Source organism: Flavobacterium sp. WC2416 (assembly GCF_041200095.1).
Classification (GTDB): Bacteria; Bacteroidota; Bacteroidia; order Flavobacteriales; family Flavobacteriaceae; genus Flavobacterium.
The window spans coordinates 949340-973409 of record NZ_CP165626.1 but is presented as its reverse complement, the minus strand read 5'-3'; the positions used below and the strand labels follow the sequence as shown (position 1 = coordinate 973409).

At 32.8% G+C, this 24070-nt stretch carries 21 protein-coding genes; 10 read left to right on the top strand and 11 right to left on the bottom strand.

Annotation, left to right across the window (positions count from 1 at the left end; translation table 11 throughout):
• Positions 1 to 80: 80 nt before the first annotated feature.
• Entirely contained in the window at positions 81 to 1136 is a 1056-nt protein-coding gene (locus tag AB3G39_RS03985) for a flavin monoamine oxidase family protein (RefSeq protein ID WP_369769705.1), read from the top strand.
• A gap of 212 nt (positions 1137 to 1348) precedes the next feature.
• Here AB3G39_RS03985 and AB3G39_RS03980 read toward each other — a convergent pair whose 3' ends face one another.
• Positions 1349 to 1810, bottom strand: a complete 462-nt coding sequence (locus AB3G39_RS03980) for an Lrp/AsnC family transcriptional regulator (RefSeq protein WP_367755547.1) — start codon at positions 1808 to 1810, stop codon at positions 1349 to 1351.
• Positions 1811 to 1963: 153 nt separating this feature from the next.
• On the opposite strand from AB3G39_RS03980, the gene metE reads away from it, so the two are divergent.
• A complete protein-coding gene (metE, locus tag AB3G39_RS03975) occupies positions 1964 to 4288 on the top strand; it encodes a 5-methyltetrahydropteroyltriglutamate--homocysteine S-methyltransferase (protein WP_369769704.1) in 2325 nt (774 codons plus the stop codon).
• A gap of 46 nt (positions 4289 to 4334) precedes the next feature.
• Here metE and AB3G39_RS03970 read toward each other — a convergent pair whose 3' ends face one another.
• From AB3G39_RS03970 to AB3G39_RS03950, 5 genes are all read right to left on the bottom strand, one after another.
• Complete coding sequence (locus AB3G39_RS03970; protein WP_369769703.1) at positions 4335 to 4835, bottom strand: RDD family protein; 501 nt, start codon at positions 4833 to 4835, stop codon at positions 4335 to 4337.
• A 607-nt stretch (positions 4836 to 5442) separates the two neighbouring features.
• On the bottom strand, positions 5443 to 6081 hold the full coding sequence (locus tag AB3G39_RS03965; RefSeq protein ID WP_369752649.1) for an NYN domain-containing protein: 639 nt from the start codon (positions 6079 to 6081) through the stop codon (positions 5443 to 5445).
• A gap of 205 nt (positions 6082 to 6286) precedes the next feature.
• Entirely contained in the window at positions 6287 to 8704 is a 2418-nt protein-coding gene (locus tag AB3G39_RS03960) for a ribonucleoside-diphosphate reductase subunit alpha (protein WP_367755559.1), read from the bottom strand.
• A gap of 179 nt (positions 8705 to 8883) precedes the next feature.
• On the bottom strand, positions 8884 to 9861 hold the full coding sequence (locus tag AB3G39_RS03955; protein ID WP_187018179.1) for a ribonucleotide-diphosphate reductase subunit beta: 978 nt from the start codon (positions 9859 to 9861) through the stop codon (positions 8884 to 8886).
• 343 nt (positions 9862 to 10204) lie between these two features.
• Positions 10205 to 10771 (bottom strand): DUF3109 family protein, encoded by a 567-nt coding sequence (locus AB3G39_RS03950; protein ID WP_369766077.1) that lies wholly within the window; start codon positions 10769 to 10771, stop codon positions 10205 to 10207.
• Positions 10772 to 11060: 289 nt separating this feature from the next.
• Between AB3G39_RS03950 and AB3G39_RS03945 the strand changes: the two genes are divergently transcribed.
• From AB3G39_RS03945 to AB3G39_RS03930, 4 genes are all read left to right on the top strand, one after another.
• Positions 11061 to 11642: a MarC family protein gene (locus AB3G39_RS03945; RefSeq protein WP_367772298.1), complete on the top strand. Its 582-nt coding sequence runs from the start codon at positions 11061 to 11063 to the stop codon at positions 11640 to 11642.
• Positions 11643 to 11768: 126 nt separating this feature from the next.
• Positions 11769 to 11972 (top strand): hypothetical protein, encoded by a 204-nt coding sequence (locus AB3G39_RS03940; protein ID WP_367755567.1) that lies wholly within the window; start codon positions 11769 to 11771, stop codon positions 11970 to 11972.
• Positions 11973 to 11977: 5 nt separating this feature from the next.
• Entirely contained in the window at positions 11978 to 12583 is a 606-nt protein-coding gene (locus AB3G39_RS03935) for an FAD-dependent oxidoreductase (RefSeq protein ID WP_367772300.1), read from the top strand.
• Positions 12584 to 12720: 137 nt separating this feature from the next.
• Positions 12721 to 13392 (top strand): lysophospholipid acyltransferase family protein, encoded by a 672-nt coding sequence (locus AB3G39_RS03930; protein WP_369752651.1) that lies wholly within the window; start codon positions 12721 to 12723, stop codon positions 13390 to 13392.
• Positions 13393 to 13441: 49 nt separating this feature from the next.
• Here AB3G39_RS03930 and AB3G39_RS03925 read toward each other — a convergent pair whose 3' ends face one another.
• Genes AB3G39_RS03925 through AB3G39_RS03910 form a run of 4 tightly spaced genes read right to left on the bottom strand, consistent with a single transcriptional unit; the run spans position 13442 to position 16916 of the window.
• Positions 13442 to 14272 carry an alpha/beta hydrolase gene (locus tag AB3G39_RS03925; protein ID WP_369766076.1) on the bottom strand — a complete coding sequence of 277 codons (831 nt, stop codon included), beginning with the start codon at positions 14270 to 14272 and terminating at the stop codon, positions 13442 to 13444.
• Positions 14273 to 14317: 45 nt separating this feature from the next.
• Complete coding sequence (locus AB3G39_RS03920; RefSeq protein WP_367772306.1) at positions 14318 to 15886, bottom strand: S41 family peptidase; 1569 nt, start codon at positions 15884 to 15886, stop codon at positions 14318 to 14320.
• Positions 15887 to 16318 (bottom strand): cytidine/deoxycytidylate deaminase family protein, encoded by a 432-nt coding sequence (locus tag AB3G39_RS03915; RefSeq protein ID WP_367774073.1) that lies wholly within the window; start codon positions 16316 to 16318, stop codon positions 15887 to 15889.
• Positions 16319 to 16322: 4 nt separating this feature from the next.
• Complete coding sequence (locus AB3G39_RS03910; protein WP_369766075.1) at positions 16323 to 16916, bottom strand: HupE/UreJ family protein; 594 nt, start codon at positions 16914 to 16916, stop codon at positions 16323 to 16325.
• A 186-nt stretch (positions 16917 to 17102) separates the two neighbouring features.
• Between AB3G39_RS03910 and AB3G39_RS03905 the strand changes: the two genes are divergently transcribed.
• Positions 17103 to 17540, top strand: a complete 438-nt coding sequence (locus AB3G39_RS03905) for a TerB family tellurite resistance protein (protein WP_367755578.1) — start codon at positions 17103 to 17105, stop codon at positions 17538 to 17540.
• Positions 17541 to 17586: 46 nt separating this feature from the next.
• Here AB3G39_RS03905 and fbp read toward each other — a convergent pair whose 3' ends face one another.
• Positions 17587 to 18606 (bottom strand): class 1 fructose-bisphosphatase, encoded by a 1020-nt coding sequence (fbp, locus tag AB3G39_RS03900; RefSeq protein ID WP_367772310.1) that lies wholly within the window; start codon positions 18604 to 18606, stop codon positions 17587 to 17589.
• Between the two features lie 168 nt (positions 18607 to 18774).
• Between fbp and AB3G39_RS03895 the strand changes: the two genes are divergently transcribed.
• From AB3G39_RS03895 to AB3G39_RS03885, 3 genes are all read left to right on the top strand, one after another.
• On the top strand, positions 18775 to 19254 hold the full coding sequence (locus AB3G39_RS03895) for an N-acetyltransferase family protein (RefSeq protein ID WP_369766074.1): 480 nt from the start codon (positions 18775 to 18777) through the stop codon (positions 19252 to 19254).
• 30 nt (positions 19255 to 19284) lie between these two features.
• Positions 19285 to 20541 (top strand): aspartate kinase, encoded by a 1257-nt coding sequence (locus AB3G39_RS03890; protein ID WP_367772314.1) that lies wholly within the window; start codon positions 19285 to 19287, stop codon positions 20539 to 20541.
• A gap of 84 nt (positions 20542 to 20625) precedes the next feature.
• A complete protein-coding gene (locus tag AB3G39_RS03885; RefSeq protein WP_369766072.1) occupies positions 20626 to 24057 on the top strand; it encodes a hypothetical protein in 3432 nt (1143 codons plus the stop codon).
• The last annotated feature ends 13 nt before the right edge of the window (positions 24058 to 24070 follow it).

Sequence of the window (24070 nt, the reverse complement as noted above, 5' to 3'; positions counted from 1 at the left end):
AGATTATTTAATAAATTGATACTACAAAACCATTTTTAAACAAACAGATTGTATTTTTACAACCAATAACTACTAGAGCAATGTCCAAAAAAATAATCATATTGGGAGCAGGATTAAGCGGATTATTAACTGCTTATCGCTTACAAAACAAAGGTTTTGAAATCGAAATTATCGAAGCCAGAGAACGCGTAGGCGGACGAATTCACACCATAAATACAGATACCGCTCAGGTCGAAATGGGCGCGACCTGGTTTAATGCTATTCATGTTAACTTTAGAAATCTTTTAAGCGAACTAGAATTGGATTATTTTGAACAATTCATGCAAGGCACTTCCTATTTCGAACCATTTTCGGCAGCTGCAGTACAAGAAATCCAGATTCCAGAAAATAGCCCAAGTTATCGTGTTTCGGGTGGCACAAGCCAACTTATTGACACCTTAAAAAACAAACTAACAACTGTTCCTATTCACTTAAACGAAACCGTTTCTAGTCTTGACTTTGAAAATGAAAAGATTCAAATTAAAACTCAAAATCAATCTTTCGAGGCTGATTATGTGATTTCGACTTTGCCACCAGCTTTGTTTACAAATGAAATTATCGTTACTCCTGCTCTTCCACAAAAACTAACTGATATCGCAAATAAAACGCATACTTGGATGCAAGATTCTATTAAAGTTGCTTTTGTCTATGCAGTACCGTTTTGGCGCAATAAGAATTATTCGGGTACTTTATTTAGCAATGTGGGTCCAATAACCGAGTTCTACGATCAATCAAATGTTTCCTTAGATAAATTTGCCCTTTGCGGTTTTATTAGTTCTGGAATGGAAATGTATTCTAAAACAGAACGTTTAGAAAAATTAAAAACACAATTGGTTAAGGTTTTTGGTAAGGATGCATTAGATTTTACGTCTTATCACGAAACAGTTTGGGCACAAGAAAAACAAACCAAAAGTACTAACCAAATTGGTTTTATGTATCCGCATCAAAACAATGGACATCCTTTATTTAGAGAATCTTACTGTGAAAATCGTTTGTTTTTTGCAGGGACAGAAACAGCAAATCAATTTCCTGGTTATATGGAAGGGGCTGTAATTGCTGCCGAAAATGCGGTTAATGCTATTTTAAAATTAAAATAAAGTCTTTTAATTAATGGATTTGGTTTTCACCAAATTGATACTTCCAATGGAAATTTACTTAAAAACTACCAATTGTAATCGCTAGCCCCGATTGTAGCGACATCCTCTAGTGTAAGCGAAAGCAAACACTAGAGATATAGCGAAAAGCGGGACCATTGTTGCTAAAACCAATAAACCGTCTGCTCCTAAAACGACAAAAAATATTGTTGCTATTAAAAATTCAAGGCCGTACTATGCTTAATTTCCCCCATTACAAAAATAGTTTGGGTATTCCCTATATTGTCAATCGTGGACAATTTATTCATTACAAAGTCCTGATAACTTGCCATATCCTTGACTAATATTTTCAGCATAAAATCATAATCTCCAGCAATATTGTACGATTCTATGATTTCAGGAAGTGCAACAATATCTTTAACAAAATTGCTACCTACATTTCGAGCGTGCTCTTTTAATCGTACGTTACAAAAAACAATCATACCCAAATTCATTTTTTGTTTATCCAATAAAGCGACATATTTCATAATATATCCTTCCCTTTCCAATCTTTTTATACGCTCGTAAACTGGTGTTGCGGTTAAGAACAACTTACTCGCTAGGTCTTTTATGTTGATATTAGAGTCTTCTTGAAGGTGTTTTAGAATTTGTATGTCGGTTGCATCTAGATTTTCCATAGTGTTTTTTACTGCTAATGTTATTTATTTAAATACTAAACAAAATTAAATACTGTATTTTTTACAATATACAGTTCATATTACTTAGTTAAAGGCCAAAATTAAGTATTTAATACTAAGCTTATACCTTTGTTTAGAAATAAATACTAAAAAATGAAAACAAACAATTTAGGTTATCCAAGAATAGGCAGCAACAGAGAATTAAAAAAAGCAAGTGAATTATACTGGTCTGGTAAAATCACAGCCGAAGAACTTATTTCTACAGGAAAAAACATCCGAAAAGAAAACTGGGCACTTCAATTTAATGCTGGAATTGATTTAATTCCGTCAAATGACTTCTCTTTTTACGATCAAGTACTTGATTTATCTTTAACGCTTGGCGTTATTCCCGAGCAGTATAAAGCTTTCGCAAAAGAGAATTCGGTGCTCGATTTATATTTTGCTATGGCAAGAGGCGCTCAAAAAGAAGGTCAAGATGTTGTAGCCATGGAAATGACCAAATGGTTTGATACTAATTACCATTATATTGTACCTGAATTTTCTAAAAATCAAGAATTCGAATTGTTTTCAGAAAAAATTATTGACGAATACAAAGAGGCAAAAGCAGCAGGATTTCAAACTAAACCTGTAATTATAGGACCCGTTTCTTATTTACTTCTTGGAAAAGAAAAGCAAGAAGGTTTTCATAGAATTGACCTCATCAATAAACTACTTCCTGTTTATTTTGACATTTTACAAAAATTACAAGAGGAAAAAGTAGAATATGTTCAGTTTGACGAACCTTTTTTGGCTTTAAATCTAACGGATATTGAAAGAGCCGCATTAGTGTATGTATATACTAAAATCAATGAAAAATTCCCAAACATCAAAATCATTCTTGCCAACTATTTTGATTGCTTCGGAGAAAATTTAGCAACTGCTTTATCCCTTCCAGTTCATACTTTCCACTTGGATTTAGTGCGTTGTTCATTGCAACTAGACGATATTCTAGAATCTAATTTATTAGCAAAAACAACTTCGCTTTCACTAGGAGTTATTGACGGTAGAAACATTTGGAAAAATGATTTCAAAAAATCGTTAGCACTAATCCAGAAAGCTAAGGATGCTCTTGGAACTGACCGTATTTTTATTGCTCCATCTTGCTCTTTAATTCATTCGCCATGTGACCTAGATTTAGAAACCAATGACGAAACGCTCACTCCAGAAATTAAACAATGGCTGGCTTTCGCCAAACAAAAAGTGGACGAGGTTGTTGTTCTAAGAAATTTAGCTTCGAACGAAATTACGGAGAACGATCAAGCTGTTTTTGAAGAAAATACATTGGCAAATAACAACAGAAAAAAAGCAACAATCATTCACAATGAGGCTGTAAAAAACAGAGTTGCTAGTATTGTCGAAGAAGATTCGAGAAGAAAAAGCCCTTTTTCGGTGAGAAGACAACAACAAATTGACGCTTTACAATTACCGTTGTTCCCAACCACCACTATTGGTTCATTCCCACAAACTCCTGAAGTACGTAGCTGGAGAGCCAAATTTAAAAAAGGAGACTTATCCCAATTGGAATATGACGACCTTCTTCGAAAAGAAACCGAAGAAACCATCCGTTTTCAAGAAGAGTCTGGCATTGATGTTTTAGTACATGGTGAATTTGAGCGTAATGATATGGTGGAATATTTTGGAGAACAACTCGATGGATTTGCTTTTACAAAAAACGGTTGGGTTCAAAGCTACGGAAGTCGTTGTGTAAAACCACCCGTTATTTATGGTGATGTATCTCGTCCAAAACCTATGACAGTCAAATGGGCCGAGTTTGCACAATCCTTAACACCTAAATGGGTTAAAGGAATGCTTACAGGACCCGTAACTATCTTGCAATGGTCATTTGTACGTAATGACCAACCAAGATCAGAAACCTGCACGCAAATTGCCTTAGCGATTCGTGATGAAGTGGTAGATCTAGAGCAAGCAGGAATCAAAATCATACAGATTGACGAACCAGCCATTAGAGAAGGATTGCCATTGCGCAAAGAAGAATGGGCAGCCTATTTAGATTGGGCCGTAAAAGCTTTTAGAATTTCGGCAAGTGGTGTAAAAGATGACACTCAAATTCACACACACATGTGTTATAGCGAGTTCAATGATATCATTCAGAATATAGCCGATATGGATGCGGATGTGATTACAATAGAATGTTCCCGTTCCCAAATGGAATTACTAGACGCCTTTGCTTATTTCAAATACCCAAACGAGATTGGACCTGGCGTATATGACATTCATTCACCACGCGTTCCATCGAGTCAAGAAATGGTTCATTTATTAGAAAAAGCAGCTGCCGTGATACCTATTGATCAATTGTGGGTCAACCCAGACTGTGGTTTAAAAACACGCCATTGGAATGAAACCAAAAAAGCATTGATCGAAATGGTTGCCGCAGCTAAAAAAATGCGAATTGCCGTTACCAATACCGCCACTATTTAATTGAAAGCAAAAACCCTAGTGTCTCATACGCACTAGGGTTTTTTGATTATTCGGCTCTACCAAATTCTTCTGGATGATTAAAGTACTGTATGCTTTTCGCTAATTTCCTTTTCTTAACTACATAAGTCCCTGAAAAGCGATCATGCCATCCCCAAGAAACGGATCCTAAGTAGGACAAGCCCTCAAAAGGGATAAAACGACAAATAGTTCGAATAAAAATCATATCGATTGTAGGCTTTAAACCATCACTTTTAACCACGATAGTTCTGGTAACTAATTTAGCTAGTGTTCTTGAGAAATAAACCTCGGTTAAAAAATAATAAAGAAACAGTATTAACAAGCCATAGGATAAAATTGCGGTCCAACTTAGGGTTTCAACCCAATCAGAGACCGTAAATTTATTAGCAACATCTGCTATCAAAATAATGGATGTCCCTACGCTTAAAATAATAATATAAATGAAAAGTAAGTCAAGTAGTAGATTCAAGAAACGCTGCCCTTGACTAGCAAGCAAATGATCTGTAATTGTAAATGTTTTATTTTTCATAATTGCTTTTTTTAAGAATTTAAAAAAGAATTTTAATAAACCATAACCTACTCAAATATAGTGAATTATTCTTAAAATATTAATCAGAATATTCACGATTATGAAGTATAATCAATCTATTTTATAAAAAATAAAGAATAGGCAGAACAAAAAAAAGCTACCTAAAAAGGCAACTCTGTATTTTAAAATATAATCCTCGATCTAGCAAAAGCCAACACGAGTTAGTCTTCAATTCATTTTTTAAACACATCCATGAAAAAACTGTCGGCAATAAAAAGACGATTGCATTCTATAAAAAAGGCTAAAATAAATATCTCGATATTACTAGCTTGTTTTGAATAAACAATCAATTCATTAGTACAAGTAGCATAAAATAAATGTATCATTTTTTTGCTTATTTCCTTAGTTTTTTCAATTGCTCTCATAATTCTGCCATTTGATATTACAAATATACCTCCTATGCAGCTCAATCATTTTATAGAATTATTTGTTAGTTTTATATAATTATACCTCACAAAAAGAACGGTTTAGCTTTTTGAGTTGCAATTAAAAACCGAAATAACTCCAAATAAAGAGCAGCTATCAAAATTGATAGCTGCTCTTTATATTATGACCAATGTTTTGGCTTTTTCAAAACATATCCATCTTTCTTTATAACTTCTAGTTGAAATTGACTATCTACAAGTTTTTTTCGACCAATAGTTAATGACCCTTTTGCAACCAATGAAACAGATTGATTATGCCTTTTTGGTGGAAAAGCAGCAAAAACTCTTTTGTTCTTAAAAATTTCATGTACTGCTCTCATTGGAGGAACTAAATCACTATCGCCAGAAATCAACATTGCCATATCATATTTATCTTGATAAGCGTCAATCAAAATTTGTGTTGCAATATTAACATCAGTCATTTTCTCGTTAAATTTAGGCCAAACATTTTGACATCTTTTACATTCAATTTTATCAGACTGATAATTTCCAAAAAAAATATTAACGCCGATAGCCTCAAGTGCTTCAATGTATGTATTTTGTCTTTTCTGCTTTTCAGGATTATTACTTACCCTACTAGTAAAATACTTAACCTCTACTAAAACCTGATTAGATTGCAATAAATTATTAGACAAAAGAATCAAATCCAGCCACTTACAATAATCAAGCCCAGCTTCTAACATCCCAAAATATAAGTTAAAACCATCTATATAAACGATAACTCTTTCTTTTTTTGTTAAAACATTTGTTTCACTCATCATTTTTTACTTATATTTGCAACACATAAACAACACTAAAGATAGCATCTTTAGTCCGACGCCTCTCTTGAGGCGTTTCTTTTTTTATACCCATAGTAATCTTATCAATTTCTCACAATAAGAATTGATGAAATCACATTTAAAATACATAAAGAACCCTTGCAATTAAATACTAATAAGCAAGGGTTTTGTTTTTTATAACTAAATATTAACTACCACACATTTCACAATCGTCTGGACCTGCATTTTTAGCCAGTTCAATCATTGCTCTGTATTCCTCGGCACTCATGGCCGCTGGTTCTACTGCTTCCACTGCAATTGCAACTTCTTGTTCTTTAATTTCTATTGGTTCTGTTTTTTTATCGTTGTTCAATGTAAATTTAATCGCATCCACTGCCGCTTTCGTTCTTAAATAATACATTCCTGTTTTCAATCCAGATTGCCATGCATAGAAATGCATAGAAGTCAATTTAGAATAGTTAGCATTTTGCATAAACAAGTTCAATGATTGAGATTGATCTACAAAATAACCACGTTGACGTGACATATCTATAATATCTTTCATTGACATTTCCCAAACAGTTTTATACAGTTCTTTCAAATCTTGCGGAATGTTTAAGTCCTGAACTGAACCGTTATTACGCATCAATTCTTGTTTCAACGTTTCGTTCCATAAACCACGTTCTACTAAGTCATGTAACAAATGTTTGTTCACTACAATAAACTCACCCGAAAGTACTCTTCTAGTATAAATATTAGACGTATAAGGTTCAAATGCTTCATTGTTACCTAAGATTTGTGAAGTAGAAGCTGTTGGCATAGGCGCTACCAATAAAGAGTTACGAACTCCATGTTCAACCACTTCTTTTCTTAAAGAACCCCAATCCCAACGACCAGATAGTTCTTCATCTTTCATTCCCCACAAATTGTGTTGGAATTCTCCTTGAGAAATTGGTGACCCTTTGAAAGTAGAATACGGCCCTTCTTCTTTGGCCATTTCCATTGAAGCCGTTACAGCTGCAAAATATAAAGTTTCAAAAATTTCTTGGTTTAGTTTTTTAGCCTCATCAGATGTAAAAGGCAAACGCAACATAATAAATGCATCCGCTAATCCTTGTACTCCAAGACCAATTGGTCTGTGACGCATATTAGAGTTTTTAGCCTCTTCAACAGGATAATAATTCCTATCGATTACTTTATTTAAGTTTCTTGTAACACGTTTGGTCACTTTATACAAAGCGTCATGATCAAATTTTCCATTCTCAACAAACATTGGTAATGAAAGTGAAGCTAGGTTACAAACCGCTACCTCATCTGGAGAGGTGTACTCCATAATCTCCGTACACAAGTTAGACGAACGAATCGTTCCTAAATTCTTTTGGTTTGATTTACGGTTAGCCGCATCTTTATATAACATGTATGGCGTTCCAGTCTCGATTTGAGATTCTAGAATTTTCTCCCACAATTCATGCGCTTTGATCGTTTTTCTACCTTTACCTGCTTTTTCATAATCAGTGTACATTTTTTCAAATTCTTCACCATACACATCATACAATCCAGGGCATTCGTTAGGACACATTAAAGTCCAATTCCCGTCTTCTTGTACACGCTTCATGAATAAATCTGAAGTCCACATCGCAAAGAATAAATCTCTAGCACGCATTTCTTCTTTTCCAGTATTCTTTTTCAAGTCTAAGAAGTCAAAGATATCCGCATGCCACGTTTCGATGTAAATAGCAAAACTTCCTTTACGTTTTCCTCCACCTTGATCTACATAACGTGCTGTATCATTAAACACACGCAACATAGGAACAATCCCGTTTGACGTTCCGTTAGTACCACGTATATAAGAACCTGTCGCACGAACATTATGAATAGAAAGACCTACTCCACCTGCTGATTGAGAAATTTTTGCCGTTTGCTTCAACGTATCATAAATTCCATCAATACTATCATCTTGCATAGCCAAAAGGAAACAAGAAGACATTTGAGGTTTTGGAGTTCCTGAATTAAACAAGGTTGGCGTAGCATGTGTAAAGAACTTTTTAGACATTAAGTCATACGTTTCTAAAACAGAATCTAAATCATCCAAGTGAATCCCCACAGAAACACGCATCAACATATGTTGTGGTCGCTCTACAATTTTCCCGTTTATTTTAAGCAAATAAGAACGTTCTAATGTTTTGAAACCAAAATAATCGTAGTTAAAATCTCTATTATATATAATATGTGAATTTAAAAATTCAGCATTTTCTTGAATTACTTTATGTACTTCTTCTGATAATAATGGTGCTTTTTGACCATTTCTTGGATTAACATAATGAAACATTTCGTTCATCGTTTCTGAGAACGATTTGTTAGTATTCGAATGTAAATTTGAAATGGCAATTCGAGCCGCTAATTGAGCATAATCAGGGTGTGCGATAGTCATTGACGCTGCTGTTTCAGCTGCCAAATTATCCAATTCTGATGTCGAAACCCCATCGTAAAGTCCTTCAATAACACGCATTGCCACTTTCACAGCATCTACCAAATCATTTAAACCATAGCATAGCTTTTTAATTCTATCCGTGATTTTGTCAAACATTACTGGTTCTTTGTGACCATCTCTTTTAATTACATACATAAGCTCAATTGTTTTTTAAAAAACAGAAAATCCCTTTTCTATTTTTTGGGTATTTGTTAATTTTTTTTGGGAAGCTAATCCCGCTCTCATTCCTATCTTTGTGTTTTTTAAAGAAAAAAACACAAAGGATATTCCCTTCCATCGGGGCTAGCTGCCACCGGTAACCTAAAAGCTAATTTCTAAAAATCAGCATCAAAAGATATTTTTTGAGCATCACCATCCGTGTTCATCACACCTGATTTTTGATATTCAGCCACTTTCTTTTCGAAGAAATTGGTTTTCCCTTGCAACGAAATCATATCCATGAAATCAAAAGGATTTGTAGTATTGTATTCTCTTTCACAACCTAATTCCACCAATAATCTATCAGCCACAAACTCTAAATATTGAGTCATCAAAACTGCATTCATCCCTATCAAACTCACAGGAAGTGATTCCGTAATAAATTCTCTTTCGATGTTTAACGCATCTACAATAATACTTCTAATTCTTTCTTTTGGCACTTTATTCACCAAGTGATGGTTGTGTAAATGCACTGCAAAATCACAATGAACTCCTTCGTCACGAGAAATCAACTCATTAGAAAAAGTTAATCCAGGCATTAATCCACGTTTTTTCAACCAGTAAATAGAACAAAATGCTCCCGAGAAGAAAATCCCTTCTACTGCTGCAAAAGCAATTAATCGTTCTGCAAATGAATCCGATTCAATCCATTGTAAAGCCCAATCTGCTTTTTTCTTAATGGCAGGGAAAACTTCTAATGCATTAAACAATTCATCTTTCTCAGCTTCATCTTTTACATAAGTATCAATTAATAAAGAATACGTTTCACTATGAATATTCTCCATCATGATTTGAAAACCATAAAAGAATTTTGCTTCCGCATATTGTACTTCGTTTACAAAATTTTCAGCTAAATTTTCATTTACGATACCATCTGAAGCAGCAAAAAAAGCTAAGATATGTTTTACAAAATAACGCTCGTCATCAGAAAGTTTATTATTCCAGTCATTTAAGTCTTGTGATAAATCTATTTCTTCAGCTGTCCAAAAACTAGCTTCCATACTTTTATAAAATTCCCATATATCATGGTGCTTGATAGGAAAAATTACGAAACGATTTTTATTCTCTTGTAATATTGGTTCAATTTGCGACATTGTAGTTGTTTATTTTTTGAAAATTTATGTATTCCGTGGATTACAAAGATTGGAAAATATTGCCATTATTAAAAGCCAAACTTATCCACAATCGGCACTAGTTTTTAACAAACATAAAAATTAGGATTCTTTTTTGACGTAAATACAATTGACTGAAAAACAGTATTTTAAAAATTTAAAAGTGTCGTTAAGCACCGTAATACATAGGATTTTTAAAATCCAAATACAATGATTTAACAATGTTTTTTTGTTAAATTTTTTCCTTCCAAATAAAAATTAATAGACAATTTGTTTCGGATAATCGAATCGAAAACAAAATACTTTAATCTAAGATGCAAATGAATTAAAGTTTCATCTCAAGAGCCACTTTTTCAAGCTCTAAATACCAATCCTCACCAAATTTTCGAACTAAAGCCTCTTTTACAAATTTATAAACAGGTACTTCAAGCTCTTTACCTAGTGAACAGGCTGGATCACAAATATCCCATTTGTCATAATTAACAGCGGCAAATTCAGTGAAATCTTTTACACGTATTGGATATAAATGACAAGAAACAGGTTTTTTCCAGTCAATTATTCCTTGATTGTAGGCTTGTTCAATACCACAAAGTGCCGTTTTACCATCAAAAATAACATAAGCACAATCTTTATTGTCAATCAGTGGCGTTTCAAGATCACCATCCGTTCCGTTTACCCAAACTCCTTGTGCCTCGATAGCTTCAATTCCTTGTTTACGAAGAAACGGTTTTACTTTTGGATAGATTTCTTCCAGAATTTTTGTCTCCTCTAAACTTAGTGGTGCACCAGCATCTCCGTCTACACAACAAGCCCCTTTACAAGCGGACAAATTGCAAACAAAATCTTTGCTTAATATATCTTCTGAAACGATGGTTTTTCCTAATTGAAACATGCTTTTTTTTATAACTATTGAGAATGCAAAGGTAGCATTAAAGTAATCAAGTTGCAAAGGAAAGCGTCATAAGCAATAAAACCACTGCGGTTTAAACCACTATTATTAAAGACCATAAATAAACCCGTACAGCAACTCTGTTTTTTATTTAGGAACAATTTCTTTTTTTAACACAAATAGTTCATTTTTAATCAATTTACATCAAAAAAAGAGAGAGAAATAGCTATCTCCGTAAAGCATTTAAAAATCAAAAATAATTGTACTTTTGTGCCCATAAAAAATTAAAAAAATGTTTGAGTTAAGTTGGAAAGAAATTGCTACCGTTGGAATGGTATTGTTTGCCGTAATTGATATTTTAGGAAGCATTCCTATTATTGTTGATTTACGTACTAAAGTAGGGCATATCCAGTCTGAGAAAGCCACTATTGTAGCCATGATCATTATGATTCTATTTCTTTTTGCTGGAGAAGAATTGCTAAACATAATTGGAATTGATGTCAATTCATTTGCAGTGGCTGGTTCTTTTGTATTATTTTTTCTAGCTTTAGAAATGATTTTAGGTATTCGTTTATATAAGGACGAAGAGGAATCTACAACTGCTTCAATCGTTCCCATTGCCTTCCCATTAATTGCTGGCGCTGGAACCATGACCACTTTGTTATCCTTAAAATCTCAATACCATACAATCAACATCATTATTGCCATTTTACTCAATATGATCGTCGTTTACCTAGTTTTAAAATCATCTTCAAAAATCGAGCAAATGCTTGGAAAATCTGGCTTAGGTGTCATCAGAAAAGTTTTTGGAGTTGTTTTGCTGGCAATTGCTGTTAAATTATTCGGCGCTAATGTTAAAGGTTTGTTTGTCTAATATTTTTTTTTATAAATTTACCCCCTAATGTACTCTGTAAATATAATCTGATTTTTAAGAGAAAAACATTTTTTAAAAAGAACACTCTCAATATTTTTTATATTTTCGGAACAAAAAAAAAACATTATGAAAATCTTTACTAACATATTAGTGTTTCTAGCATTGGCACTTATTGTTTTCAATATTACTTTGTTAGACTTCAAACACCCGTTTCAAGGAGATAGCGTAGTTGCTTTCATAGGAATTGCCGCTTCGTTTTGTGCTGTATTAATTCTTTTAATTTTTAGAATGTCTAAAAAGATAGAAGAAAAAATGAATGATAAGTTATAACACCTATGTTCGATGTATTAATTATTGGTGGTGGAGTTTCAGGGATATCTTGTGCACTTGTCTTAGGTTCTGCAAAAAACAAATCCTTTGTCACTGACAAGCAAATTGGAGTTATCACTCATCAAAAAGCATCTTCGCTTCAGGACGCCCTTTTTAATAATGCCTATGGAATTGCTCCAGGAACATTAGGGACTACTCTACTACAAGAAAGTACACAACATTTATCAGAGGCTTATCCTCATATAAAGCAAATACCAAACGAAAAAGTCCTTAAAGTTGAAGGGGTTTATCCAGAGTTTACTATTACTACAAATAAAAACACCTATACAAGTAAAATTGTTGTTATTGGTATAGGATCCGCAAATACGTTTGCTATTGAAGGATTAATGCAATATGTAGAACCACACCGAAAAGCACTACCCGAAAAACAACGAATCCAGCTACAAAATTCAGATCATAAAGTCGCTGATGGAATTTATGTTATCGGAACTTTGGCAGGATGGAGAAGCCAGCTGGCTATTGCTGCAGGAAGTGGCGCTGCGGTAGCTACAGATATTCTTACTTTATGGAATAACGGCATCCAAACCCATGCGCACGACAGCATTAGATAAATAGAAATTAGCATATTAGAAAATTAATAGTAGATTTACCTTTTTTATAAATCAACACTATGTTTTCATTTCTACTTGGCCTACTCAGACTTATCGTTTTTATCCTATATATTTCCTTTTTTTCATTAACCTTTTATTTGGCAAGTTTTTTTTGGAGTGAAAAAACTACAAATCGCAATGCCCTAATCCTACGTGATTTTATAATAAAAACAACAAATCAAATTTTAGGAATCCGCACTATTGTTTATGGTGAATTACCGAAAACTCAAGGGTTAATTGTAGCCAATCACCGTTCTTATTTTGATCCAATAGTAATTGTAAGTCATATTCATGCTTATCCTGTAGGCAAAAAAGAAGTAGCGTCATGGCCACTTATTGGCTATCTCTGTAAAATATCAGGAGTGATTTTTGTTGAACGAGAGTGCCAAGACAGCAGACAGAAAACGTGTGACATGATCAAGAAAACACTAAATGAAGGATCTTCAATAATTAATTTCCCTGAAGGAACAACTGATATTTTACCCACCACATTACCTTTTAATTATGGTTCGTTTAAAACTGCAACTCAAATAAAAGCAGCAATAATTCCTGTTGCAATAGACTATAAAGTAAAATCAGATGCCTTTGTAAATGACGACACTTTTATCCCTCATTTTTTAAAATGTTTTGGAAAACCAACTACCGAAATAAAGATTACTTATTTCCCACCAATCTATTCCGATGATGCTGAATTTTTATTAAATACATCTAAAGTAATGATTGACAAAGAACTTATTCGCTTTAGAAAAGATTGGGATAGTGAAAAATAAAAGACCTTAAAAAGAATCAATTTACTAAGAAACCGATACGGAATGAATCTTATTTCTTCTCCAAAATTTCCTTTGTAATAGCATTAACTTCTTTTATCAATAAAGGAAAAGCAGGCTCAGGCATGGAGACATGATCAAATCCTTCGAGCTTGTATAACGTAGTACGTTTGTGACCTGCAAGTTTCATCATACGCCACATATAGGCATTTTCTTCATAACGTCCCAACATTTCCAATTCAGGATCACCCGTAATAAGTACTAAGGGTGGCGCATCAGGACGAACAAAATAAAGAGGTGCATATTCATCTATTAAAGGCTGAATATCATTCATCCCTTTTTCTTTACGAATGGTAAAATGAGTAATTGTATGCCCACTAAAAGGAATGTTTCCTGCTATTTTATTGGCGTCAATGCCATACTTACTTAAATACTTTTTATCAAGACCTACCATCATAGTAAGATAACCGCCAGCCGAATGCCCCGATAAAAAAATTAAATTCGGATTCCCTCCATAATTACTAATATGTTGAAAAGCCCACGCTATCGCCGCAGCAGCATCCTCAATATACACTGGTGCTTTCACTTTGGGTGAAAACCTATAGCCTACTCCTATTACTGCGAAACCTTTTTCTAATAATGCAGTTGGTATTTCTTTATGTCCTCCAGTAAGTCCTCCTCCATGAAACCAAACCACTGTAGCGAAATTGCTCGTTTTTTTAGGATAATAAATATCCAAAGTACATTGAGAGTCTATATATTTATCACTTTTACTTAGTGAATCTGAATAATAATGAATGTCTTTTTCTAACGAATATTGTTGTTGTGCAATTCCCGAAAAAGTCGATAATAGTACCAGTAAAAAAAAGAGTTTCTTCATCATTATTTTTAAAATTAAAATCTTACCCTAGCACAAATTGAGATGTATTTATTTTAAGACTGCTTTTATCATTGCGTCTTCTTTTAAAATCACCTCATAATAACTGCTCTCTCCATAAAACTGTCTAGCTAGTTCGGCTGTAAGGTATCGCTTCACAATCGCCTTGTTTTTGACAAATTTTATATCCAACCCATTTTTGGAAAGAAACTTTTGGAAAGCATTAAAATACAAATCGGTTTCGTTCATTTTTGCAACAAATTGCTCTAAAGACAATCCTTTAAAAACAGTACGGTTTTTGTCTAATTGTTCGAAAACAAAATTTCCAACAATTCCAGATTGCATGAGATAAACAGTGTTCTCATTTCCGTGTTCTAAAGCAATAGGAACAAAAACATCAGGAACAATCCCTCCTCCACCGTAAACTAGTTTCCCTTTTGGCGTTTTGAATTTAAGACTATCCACTACTTTAATACTGTCTTTCTCGTACAATTCCCCATTAGCAAATCGAGATTCCGACTCCTTAAAATAGGATTCATTCCCTTTTGTGTACGGTTTTTGTATAGAGCGACCAGTGGGGGTATAATATCTAGCAACAGTTAATCTAACTGCCGAACCATCGTCAAAATCCATTTCACGCTGTACTAATCCTTTCCCAAAAGAACGACGTCCCACAATAGTTCCTCGGTCATTATCTTGTATAGCACCCGCTAAAATCTCACTTGCTGAAGCACTATTCTCATTAATTAAAACAAAAACATTTCCAGTTTCAAAGTCTCCTTTTTTTGTTGCATAGGTTTTATCAACCTTCCCTTTTTTATTTTTGGTGAAAACAATTAACTCTTTATCTTTCAATAATTCATCAGCAATTTCAATGGCTTCTTCCATGTATCCACCACCATTATCCCTAAGATCAATAACCAATGTTTGAGCACCTTCTTTTTTCAATTTCAACAAACCAACTTTAAATTCCTCATAAGTGGTTTCTGCAAATCGGTTTATTTTTATATATCCTGTTTTGGCATTTAGTAATAATGAAACATCCACACTTTTTAAAGGAATGACATCTCGGATAATATTTAATTTTAATTTTTTATGCTCCGATTTTCTATAAATAGTGAGTGATACTTCCGAGCCTTTCTCTCCTTTTAAATAGGAATATAAACTATCACTAGGTAATTTACGACCAAATAATTTTGTCTTATCGGCATATAAAATTCGGTCACCCGCTTTGATTCCCGCTTTTGCCGAAGGGCCATTTTCAACTGGTTTTATTATCGCTACTGAATCATTATACATGTAAAAATTAACGCCAATTCCCACAAAATTACCTTTCATGTTTTCTGCAACTTGCGCTTGCTCACTTGGCGGAACATATACAGAATGTGGATCTAGTTGTCCTAAAATATTATCAACTGTAATATTCACAATTGAATCCGTATTTACATCATCAACGTACTCATTATCAATGAAATCAATTAATTTATTGAGTTTGTTTTTAGAACTACTTTTTGCTACTAGAAAATCATCATTGGAATTATTAAAATACTTACCAAGAACGATCCCCAACGACAGCGTTGCACAAATAATTATAGGCAAATATATTTTATTGATGTTCATTTATTCTTCTAATAATGGAATATGTTCGACCACCACACCCGCTTTCTTTAAAAACTGAATTCCAGAATCATCTCGATATCCTTTGTGATACACTACTCTCTTTATACCCGATTGATGTATCAATTTACTACATTCTTTACAGGGTGAAAGTGTAATATACAAAGTTGCTCCTTCGCAGGATTGAGTAGATCTTGCCACCTTTAATATGGCATTAGCTTCTGCATGTAAAACATCCCAACGTGTTAATCCTTCTTCGTCTTCACAACAATTTTCAAAACCAGAAGGAGTTCCATTATATCCATCAGAAATTATCATTCGGTCGCGAACAATAATAGCACCTACTTGTTTACGCTTACAGTAGGACAAAAGCCCCCACTCTGTTGCAATTCTGAGGTAGGCTTTATCGTACTTATTTAACTTTTTATCTTCCATTTTATTATCTAAACCAAATTTCATTTTCAATAATCATAGGCAATACTACCCCTATTATAAATGCTGACATAACCAAAGTCCAATCTCTTTTAGAAAACCTAAAAATGGTTTGAACAATATATGACAAAACTAAAACAATAAAAACAACTACAATTTGTGCCGACTCAATACCTAAGGAAAATTCTCCTAATGGCAGTAATTTAGAGGTTGCCGTTCCGCCAAGAATGGATTTAAAATAATTTGAAAATCCCAAACCATGAACAATCCCAAAGAACAGTACAATAAAAAATACCAAATTAATGCTTTCTTTCTTGTTCGACTTACCAGCTGTAAAAAGGTTAAATAGCGCCGTTACTAATATGGTTATAGGAATTAATAATTCTACAACATTAACTTTAATAGCAATAATTCCAAATACAGAAAGAATCAAGGCCATAGTATGCCCAATTGTAAAAAGGGAAACTAAGAGTATAATTCTTTTCCAATCTCTAAAAGAGAATGGAACCGCCAAAGCGATTAAAAACAAAACATGATCATAAGAATGTATATCTAAAACATGTTTTAATCCTATTTGAAAATAAATCCAAAATTCTGACATAGGTTTTTTTATTAAATTGATAAAGGGGTTGTAAACTTACGATTTATTTTGAAAATGTTGGATTCGAAATCCCAATTCCAAGAATAATATTATAATTAAAACTAAGGTTGTTAAAGAAAAATTAAAAAGAAAATTAATAATTTAAAAATTGAATTATCTTTGTCGAATATAAATAAAAAATTAACTATGTCATTTTCAGATTTATTTGATAACGAATTCAAACAAAGAAACAAAGGTCACTTTGCTTCTATAGTAAGATTAGCATTAGCTGATGGTGTTTTTGCTCCAGAAGAAAAAGAGTTTCTAGACAAATTAGCCATAAGACTTGAAATATCTGCAGCAGAATACGAAGAAATTTTAGAGAACCCAACAAAATACCCAATCAACCCTCCTTACTTAAACTCTCAAAGAATTGAGCGTTTATTTGATTTGGCTCGAATCGTAAATGTTGATCACCATTTAGGTGACAACCAAGAAGTGATGCTAGAAAAACTTAGTTTAGGTATTGGATTCACACCCGAAAACGTAAAAGCTGTTGTTGCAACAGCACTTTCATTAGCAGATGAAAAAGCAGATTTAGATACTTTCATACTAGAAATAGAGAAAGCGGAAAAAATGAACTAATTATATAAAAAAAGCTTCCGAAATTTCGGAAGCTTTTTTTATATTTTTAATACTTACTCAATTTGGCTTCAAGCATAAACTCCTCTGCTTTTTCAACCATATTGTAACTCCCACAAAAGAAAGGTACTCTTTCATGCAATTCTGTTGGTTCAATTTCCATTATTCTTCCAAAACCATCAGACGCTTTTCCTCCAGCTTGTTCAACAATAAAAGCCATTGGATTACACTCATAGAGTAATCTTAATTTTCCTTTTGGAGCTTTAGAACTTGTAGGGTAAATATAAATACCTCCTTTGATCATATTCCTATGAATATCCGAAACCAAACTTCCTATATAGCGAGAAGTATAAGGCCTGTCTCCTTCTTCGGATTGACAATACTTAAGATAATTTTTTACTCCTTGTGGAAAATGGATATAATTCCCCTCATTTATGGAATAGATATTTCCATCTTCAGAAAACTTCATATCAGGATGTGATAAGTAAAACGTCCCAATAGCGGGATTTAAGGTAAAACCATTTACTCCATGACCTGTAGTATAAACAATCATCGTTGATGTTCCATAAATAACATATCCAGCAGCAACTTGATTTGTACCAGGTTGCAAAAAATCTTCTAAAGTAACAGGTGTTCCTATAGGAGTTATTCTTCTATAAACCGAAAAAATAGTTCCAACAGAAACATTTACATCTATATTAGAAGAGCCATCTAATGGATCCATGAGCACAACGTATTTATTGTTATGACTATGATCACTTCCTTCAACTGTTATAAATTCATCATTTTCTTCAGAAGCAATACCACAAACAATTTCCCTATTGATTAAAGTTTGAATAAAAACTTCATTGGCATATACATCTAATTTTTGCTGATCTTCTCCTTGAATATTTTGTTCTCCAGCTGCCCCAATAATATCAACCAGACCTGCTTTATTAACTTTGTAATTGACAACCTTGGCTGCCAAACGAATGGAATTGATAATCCTTGATAATTCACCTGACGAATATTGAAAGGCATTTTGGTTTTCAATGATGAATTCTCCTAGTGTTGTGTTGCGTTCTTTCATTACGAAATCGTTGTAGTTTTTTTGAAGTCACAAATATCGTTTTTTTTGTGAAAATGAATTGAATAAAATTTAGTTAGTTTGCGTCTATTGTATATTTGTGTAAAAAAAAGAAAAAACAAGTGTTTAAAAAGCTTTATTTTTAGCAAATAACCTAAAAAATAAGAATTCATGAAAATTAGAAAAGGAAAATCAGAAGATATGGTTGCGGTACTTGACCTTATTCAAGAATTAGCTATTTTTGAAAAAGAACCAGATGCGGTTTTAATAACTGCTGAAGATTTAGTAAGAGATGGTTTTGGTGCTAATCCCTTATTTCATGTTTTTGTAGCCGAAGTAGATTCGGAAATAGTAGGTATTGCTCTTTACTATTATCGCTATTCTACATGGAAAGGAAAAACACTTCATCTAGAAGATTTAGTGGTAAAGGATAAAATGCGCGGAACAGGATTAGGCTACGCATTATATTCTGAAATTATAAAACAAGGAAAAAAAGATAACGTTCGTAGAATTGAATGGAATGTTCTTGACTGGAATACACCAGCAATAGATTTTTATGAAAAATCAGGCGCTAAAGTATTAAGAGATTGGGATAATGTTCAAATGGATGAAGAAGGAATTAATGACTTTCTAGAAAACAAGTTAAAATAAAGTATAAGATTACATTTTTTAAAAATTATTATGAGAGTATTCAAATTTGGTGGAGCTTCTGTAAAAGATGCTGAGGGAATTAAAAATGTTTATGACGTTTTACAAAAAGTAGGTTACGAGGATGTTTTATTAGTAGTATCTGCAATGGGAAAAACTACTAATGCCCTTGAAATGGTTATCAAAAACTATTTTGATAAATCGGCTGAATTACAATCTTCTGTTCAAGAAGTAAAAAAATATCATAATCAAATCTTATTGGATTTATTTGAGGATGATAAAAATAATGTGTTTGAAGCTGTAAAATTACAATTTGCTGATTTAGAATTTTTCTTATCTCATAATAAATCACCTAATTACAACTTTGTTTATGACCAAATTGTAAGTTATGGTGAATTGATTTCTACTACCATTTTGAGTCATTTCATGAATTTCATGGGTATAAAAACGCAGTGGATAGATGTTCGAAATTTTATAAAAACAGATTCGAATTACAGAGATGCCGAGGTAGATTGGGAATTGACACAAAAAAATATTTCGAAAAATGTAAAAAGAAAAATTTTAAACATTACTCAAGGATTTTTGGGATCAGATGACAACAACTTCACAACAACATTAGGTCGTGAAGGGTCTGATTATACTGCTGCCATTTTTGCTTATTGCCTAAATGCCGAAAGTGTTACCATCTGGAAAGATGTTCCTGGTGTAATGAATGCGGATCCTAGGTATTTTGAAAATGCCAGTTTATTAAACCAGATATCGTATCGTGAAGCAATTGAGTTAGCCTTTTATGGAGCAACCGTTATTCACCCAAAAACATTACAACCTTTACAAAAAAAGGAAATTCCATTATATGTAAAATCATTTATCAATCCTTTACTAAAAGGAACAAGTGTTTCAAAAGGAGTTGCATTAGAACCTTACCTGCCTTGTTTTATTGTAAAAAGAAACCAATTGTTAATTTCTCTTTCTTCAATTGATTTCTCTTTTATCATGGAAGAAAATATCAGTGAGATTTTTGCTTTATTCCATCAGTTTAAACTTAAAGTGAACTTAATCCAGAATTCGGCTATTAGTTTCTCTGTATGCGTTGAAGATAAGTTTGATAATTTTACAGAAATGAATGCTATATTGTCTAAGAAATTTAAAGTTGACTTTAGCCAAAACGTTACTTTATATACCATTAGACATTTTAACGATGCTGCTGCACAAACAGTAGAACAAGGAAAAAAAGTAATTTTGAAGCAAGTCAGTACGGAGACGATGCAAATTGTAACTAGCGAAAATTAAATATCATTTCTTTTGCGCTGTCTTTTTACAAGACGAAAATTATATAGAATACACTACTTTTGACATATAGACGTTATTCTCTTTATGTTAAAAAAAGCACTGCTAATACTAATGATTATTTGTTTTTCTGGGATTTATGCCCAGGAAAACAAATCATTATATCAAAGCAAAAAAATTGCGCCATCTAAGGATACCATCCATATAGAAAACGAAAGTCTAAACTCCAGTTTTCTAAAACTACTGAACGCAAATAATCAACTCATTGATTCTAAATCTTACAAAGTAGATTTTAAAAAAGGAACACTAATTTTAAATGAGGAAGTCTACAACAAGACAGATTCCATCACTGTATATTATTTAAAATACCCAGAATTTCTAACCAAAGTATACCAGATTTACGATTCCAGCAGATTGGTAAGTACTGATATTGATTCGGAAAAACAGTATAGAATTGATCCAACTCCTATTCAAGAAAACGTGCCGTTTGATGGATTAAGTACATCCGGAAGTATTACGCGTGGCGTTACTATAGGAAACAATCAGAATACTGTTTTAAATTCAAATTTAGATTTACAAATTACAGGAAAAATATCCGAAAAAGTAAATTTAAGAGCTTCACTTCAAGACAGCAACATCCCTTTACAAGATGGGGGTTATTCTCAAAAATTAGATCAGTTTGACAATGTTTTCATGGAACTATATAGTGATAAATGGAATATAAGAGCTGGTGATGTATTTCTAGAAAATCATAAATCTCAATTCCTTAATTTCAATAAAAAAGTACAGGGACTTTCGACATATTTTGAATTTGGAAGTGACGAAAACAAAACTAATATTTTCACATCAGTAGCGCTTGTTAAAGGGCAATACGCCAAAAGTAATTTTATTGGTATTGAAGGAAACCAAGGTCCGTACAAATTGAAGGGTCAAAACGGTGAGCTGTATGTGCTGGTTGTATCTGGTTCGGAAAGAGTTTATGTCAATGGAACTTTGCTGAAAAGAGGAGAAAATAACGATTACACCATTGATTACAATGCCGGAGAAATAATCTTCACCCCTCTTTTTACAATAACTTCCGAGATGCGAATTGCAATCGAATATCAATATTCTGACAGGAATTACACTCGCCTTGTAACTTATGTTGGAGCAACTCATGAAAATAAAAACTGGAGTTTTGGCAGTTATATCTATTCTGAGAATGATATAAAAAATCAACCTCTACAACAAAATTTATCTACAGAACAAGCGCAAATATTAGTAAATGCAGGTGACAATACTAGTTTAATGGTAGCTCCTTCGGCATATGCGGATAGTTATTCGAATAATAAAGTACTCTATGCAAAAAAGATAGTAAATACTATTGAAATTTTTGAATACTCTACTAATTCAGAAGATGAATTATTCAATGTTCGATTTAGTTCAGTGGGCATAAATAAAGGAAATTATGTCTTAAAAGACGCATCTAACCTCAGTCGAATTTATGAATATGTTCCTCCAATAAATACTATTCCTCAAGGTGATTATGAGCCCATCATTCAACTAGTGGCACCTACTAAAATTCAAGTAGCAACATTTTTAGGAAAATATAATCCTTCTGAAAAAACTTTAGTTGATTTTGAACTTGGAATTAGCAACAACGATCTAAATTTATTCTCAACTATTGATGACTCGAATAACCAAGGTATAAGTGCTAAAATAAACACGAAGCAACGTCTTTTTTCAAAAAAATGGACAATAGATGCATTTGCAAATTATCAATTCACTCAGAAAAATTTTAAAACTGTCGAGCGTCTTTACACCATAGAATTTGACAGAGACTGGAACCTAGGCGGATCAACTATAGGAAATCAAAGTTTATTGGTCACGGGGTTAAATTTTAATTTAAGTCCAAATAATAAAAATCAAAGCAACGGCATTATCAATTATCAATTTGAAAAACTGGATTTCTCAGATAGTTTTTCAGGAAATAGAAATCTTCTAAAGGGTCAGTTTCAGCTTAAAAACTGGAGCTTTCAAAACCAAAGTAGTTACTTAAAAAGTGATGCAATAACTAATACTTCAAAATTCATTAGAAGTCAATCTCAAGTACGCTACCATTTTTATAAAAACTGGATTGGAAGTAGTCAACGTTTAGAAGACAACCAAGAAAAAAACAAATCAACAAATCAATTTACATCATTAAGCCAAAAATTTTCTGAATACGGTTTTTTTGCAGGACGTGGTGACAGCACCGCAGTCTATGTTCAATTCGGTTTTCTAAATCGGGTGAATGATAGTATTCAAAATAATCAATTGCAAAGAGTAAACAGCTCAAAAACGTATTATTTGAAATCTAAATTAATTCAAACTAACAAAAGTGATTTGTCAATTTATGCCAACTATAGAGTTTTGGATTATAACGAAGAATCCAAAAAAAGTGAGCCTTCCTTAAATTCACGCATACTGTATAATGACCGCTTTTTTAATCAATTAATTCAAAGTACCAGCTCGTACGAAACGAATTCTGGCACACTTCCTCAACAAGAATTCACTTACTTAGAAGTACCTGCCGGGCAAGGAGTCTATACATGGAATGATTACAATAATAACAATATTCAAGAATTACAAGAGTTTGAAATTGCCGCCTTTATTGATCAAGCAAAATACATTCGGGTTTATTTACCAAATAGAGTTTATATAAAAACACATCAAACTAAGTTTTCACAATCCTTGATATTAAATCCAAATCAATGGCAAAATGAGGATAACTTTAAACGAATACTCTCTTATTTTTATAATCAAACTTCTTATCTCATCGATCGAAAAACAAAAAATGAAGGAGATAATTTCGAATTTAATCCATTTAAATCTTCACAAGAAAATGTGTTGGGTCTGAGTTCGAGTTTCAGAAATAGTTTGTTTTACAATCGAGGAAAACAACAGCATTCCGTAACCTATACCTATCTTCAAAATCAAACAAAAAATCTACTTTCAATTGGATCACAACAATCCAAGAACAATTCTCATCAAATCCAATATTCCCATTTATACCAAAAAAGTTGGTTGTTTAGTACATTTGCAAAAACAATAAAAACTTCAATACTATCCGAAAACTTTTCTGAAAAAAATTATACCATTACCGGATATCAACTGGCTCCTAAAATCAGTTATTTATTTTCCAAAAATACAAGTTGGGATATATTCTATGAATTACAAAACAAAGAAAACACCATTGGAAATTTAGAAACGTTAAATCAAAATCGTTTTGGAACATCTTTTTCTTATGCCAATGATAAAAAAATCACGATGAATGGAGAAGTTTCCTTTTATCAAAATAAATTTACTGGTAATGAATTCTCCTCAGTAGGTTTTCAAATGCTCGAAGGACTACAAACAGGGCAAAATATTACTTGGAGATTACTCTTACAAAAAAACATAACAGAGTTCCTTGATATTAACTTGAATTACCAAGGAAGAAAGAGTGAGTCTAGTCCAGCAATACATACTGGAAACATTCAACTGAGAGCCTACTTTTAAATTAATTGGCTTA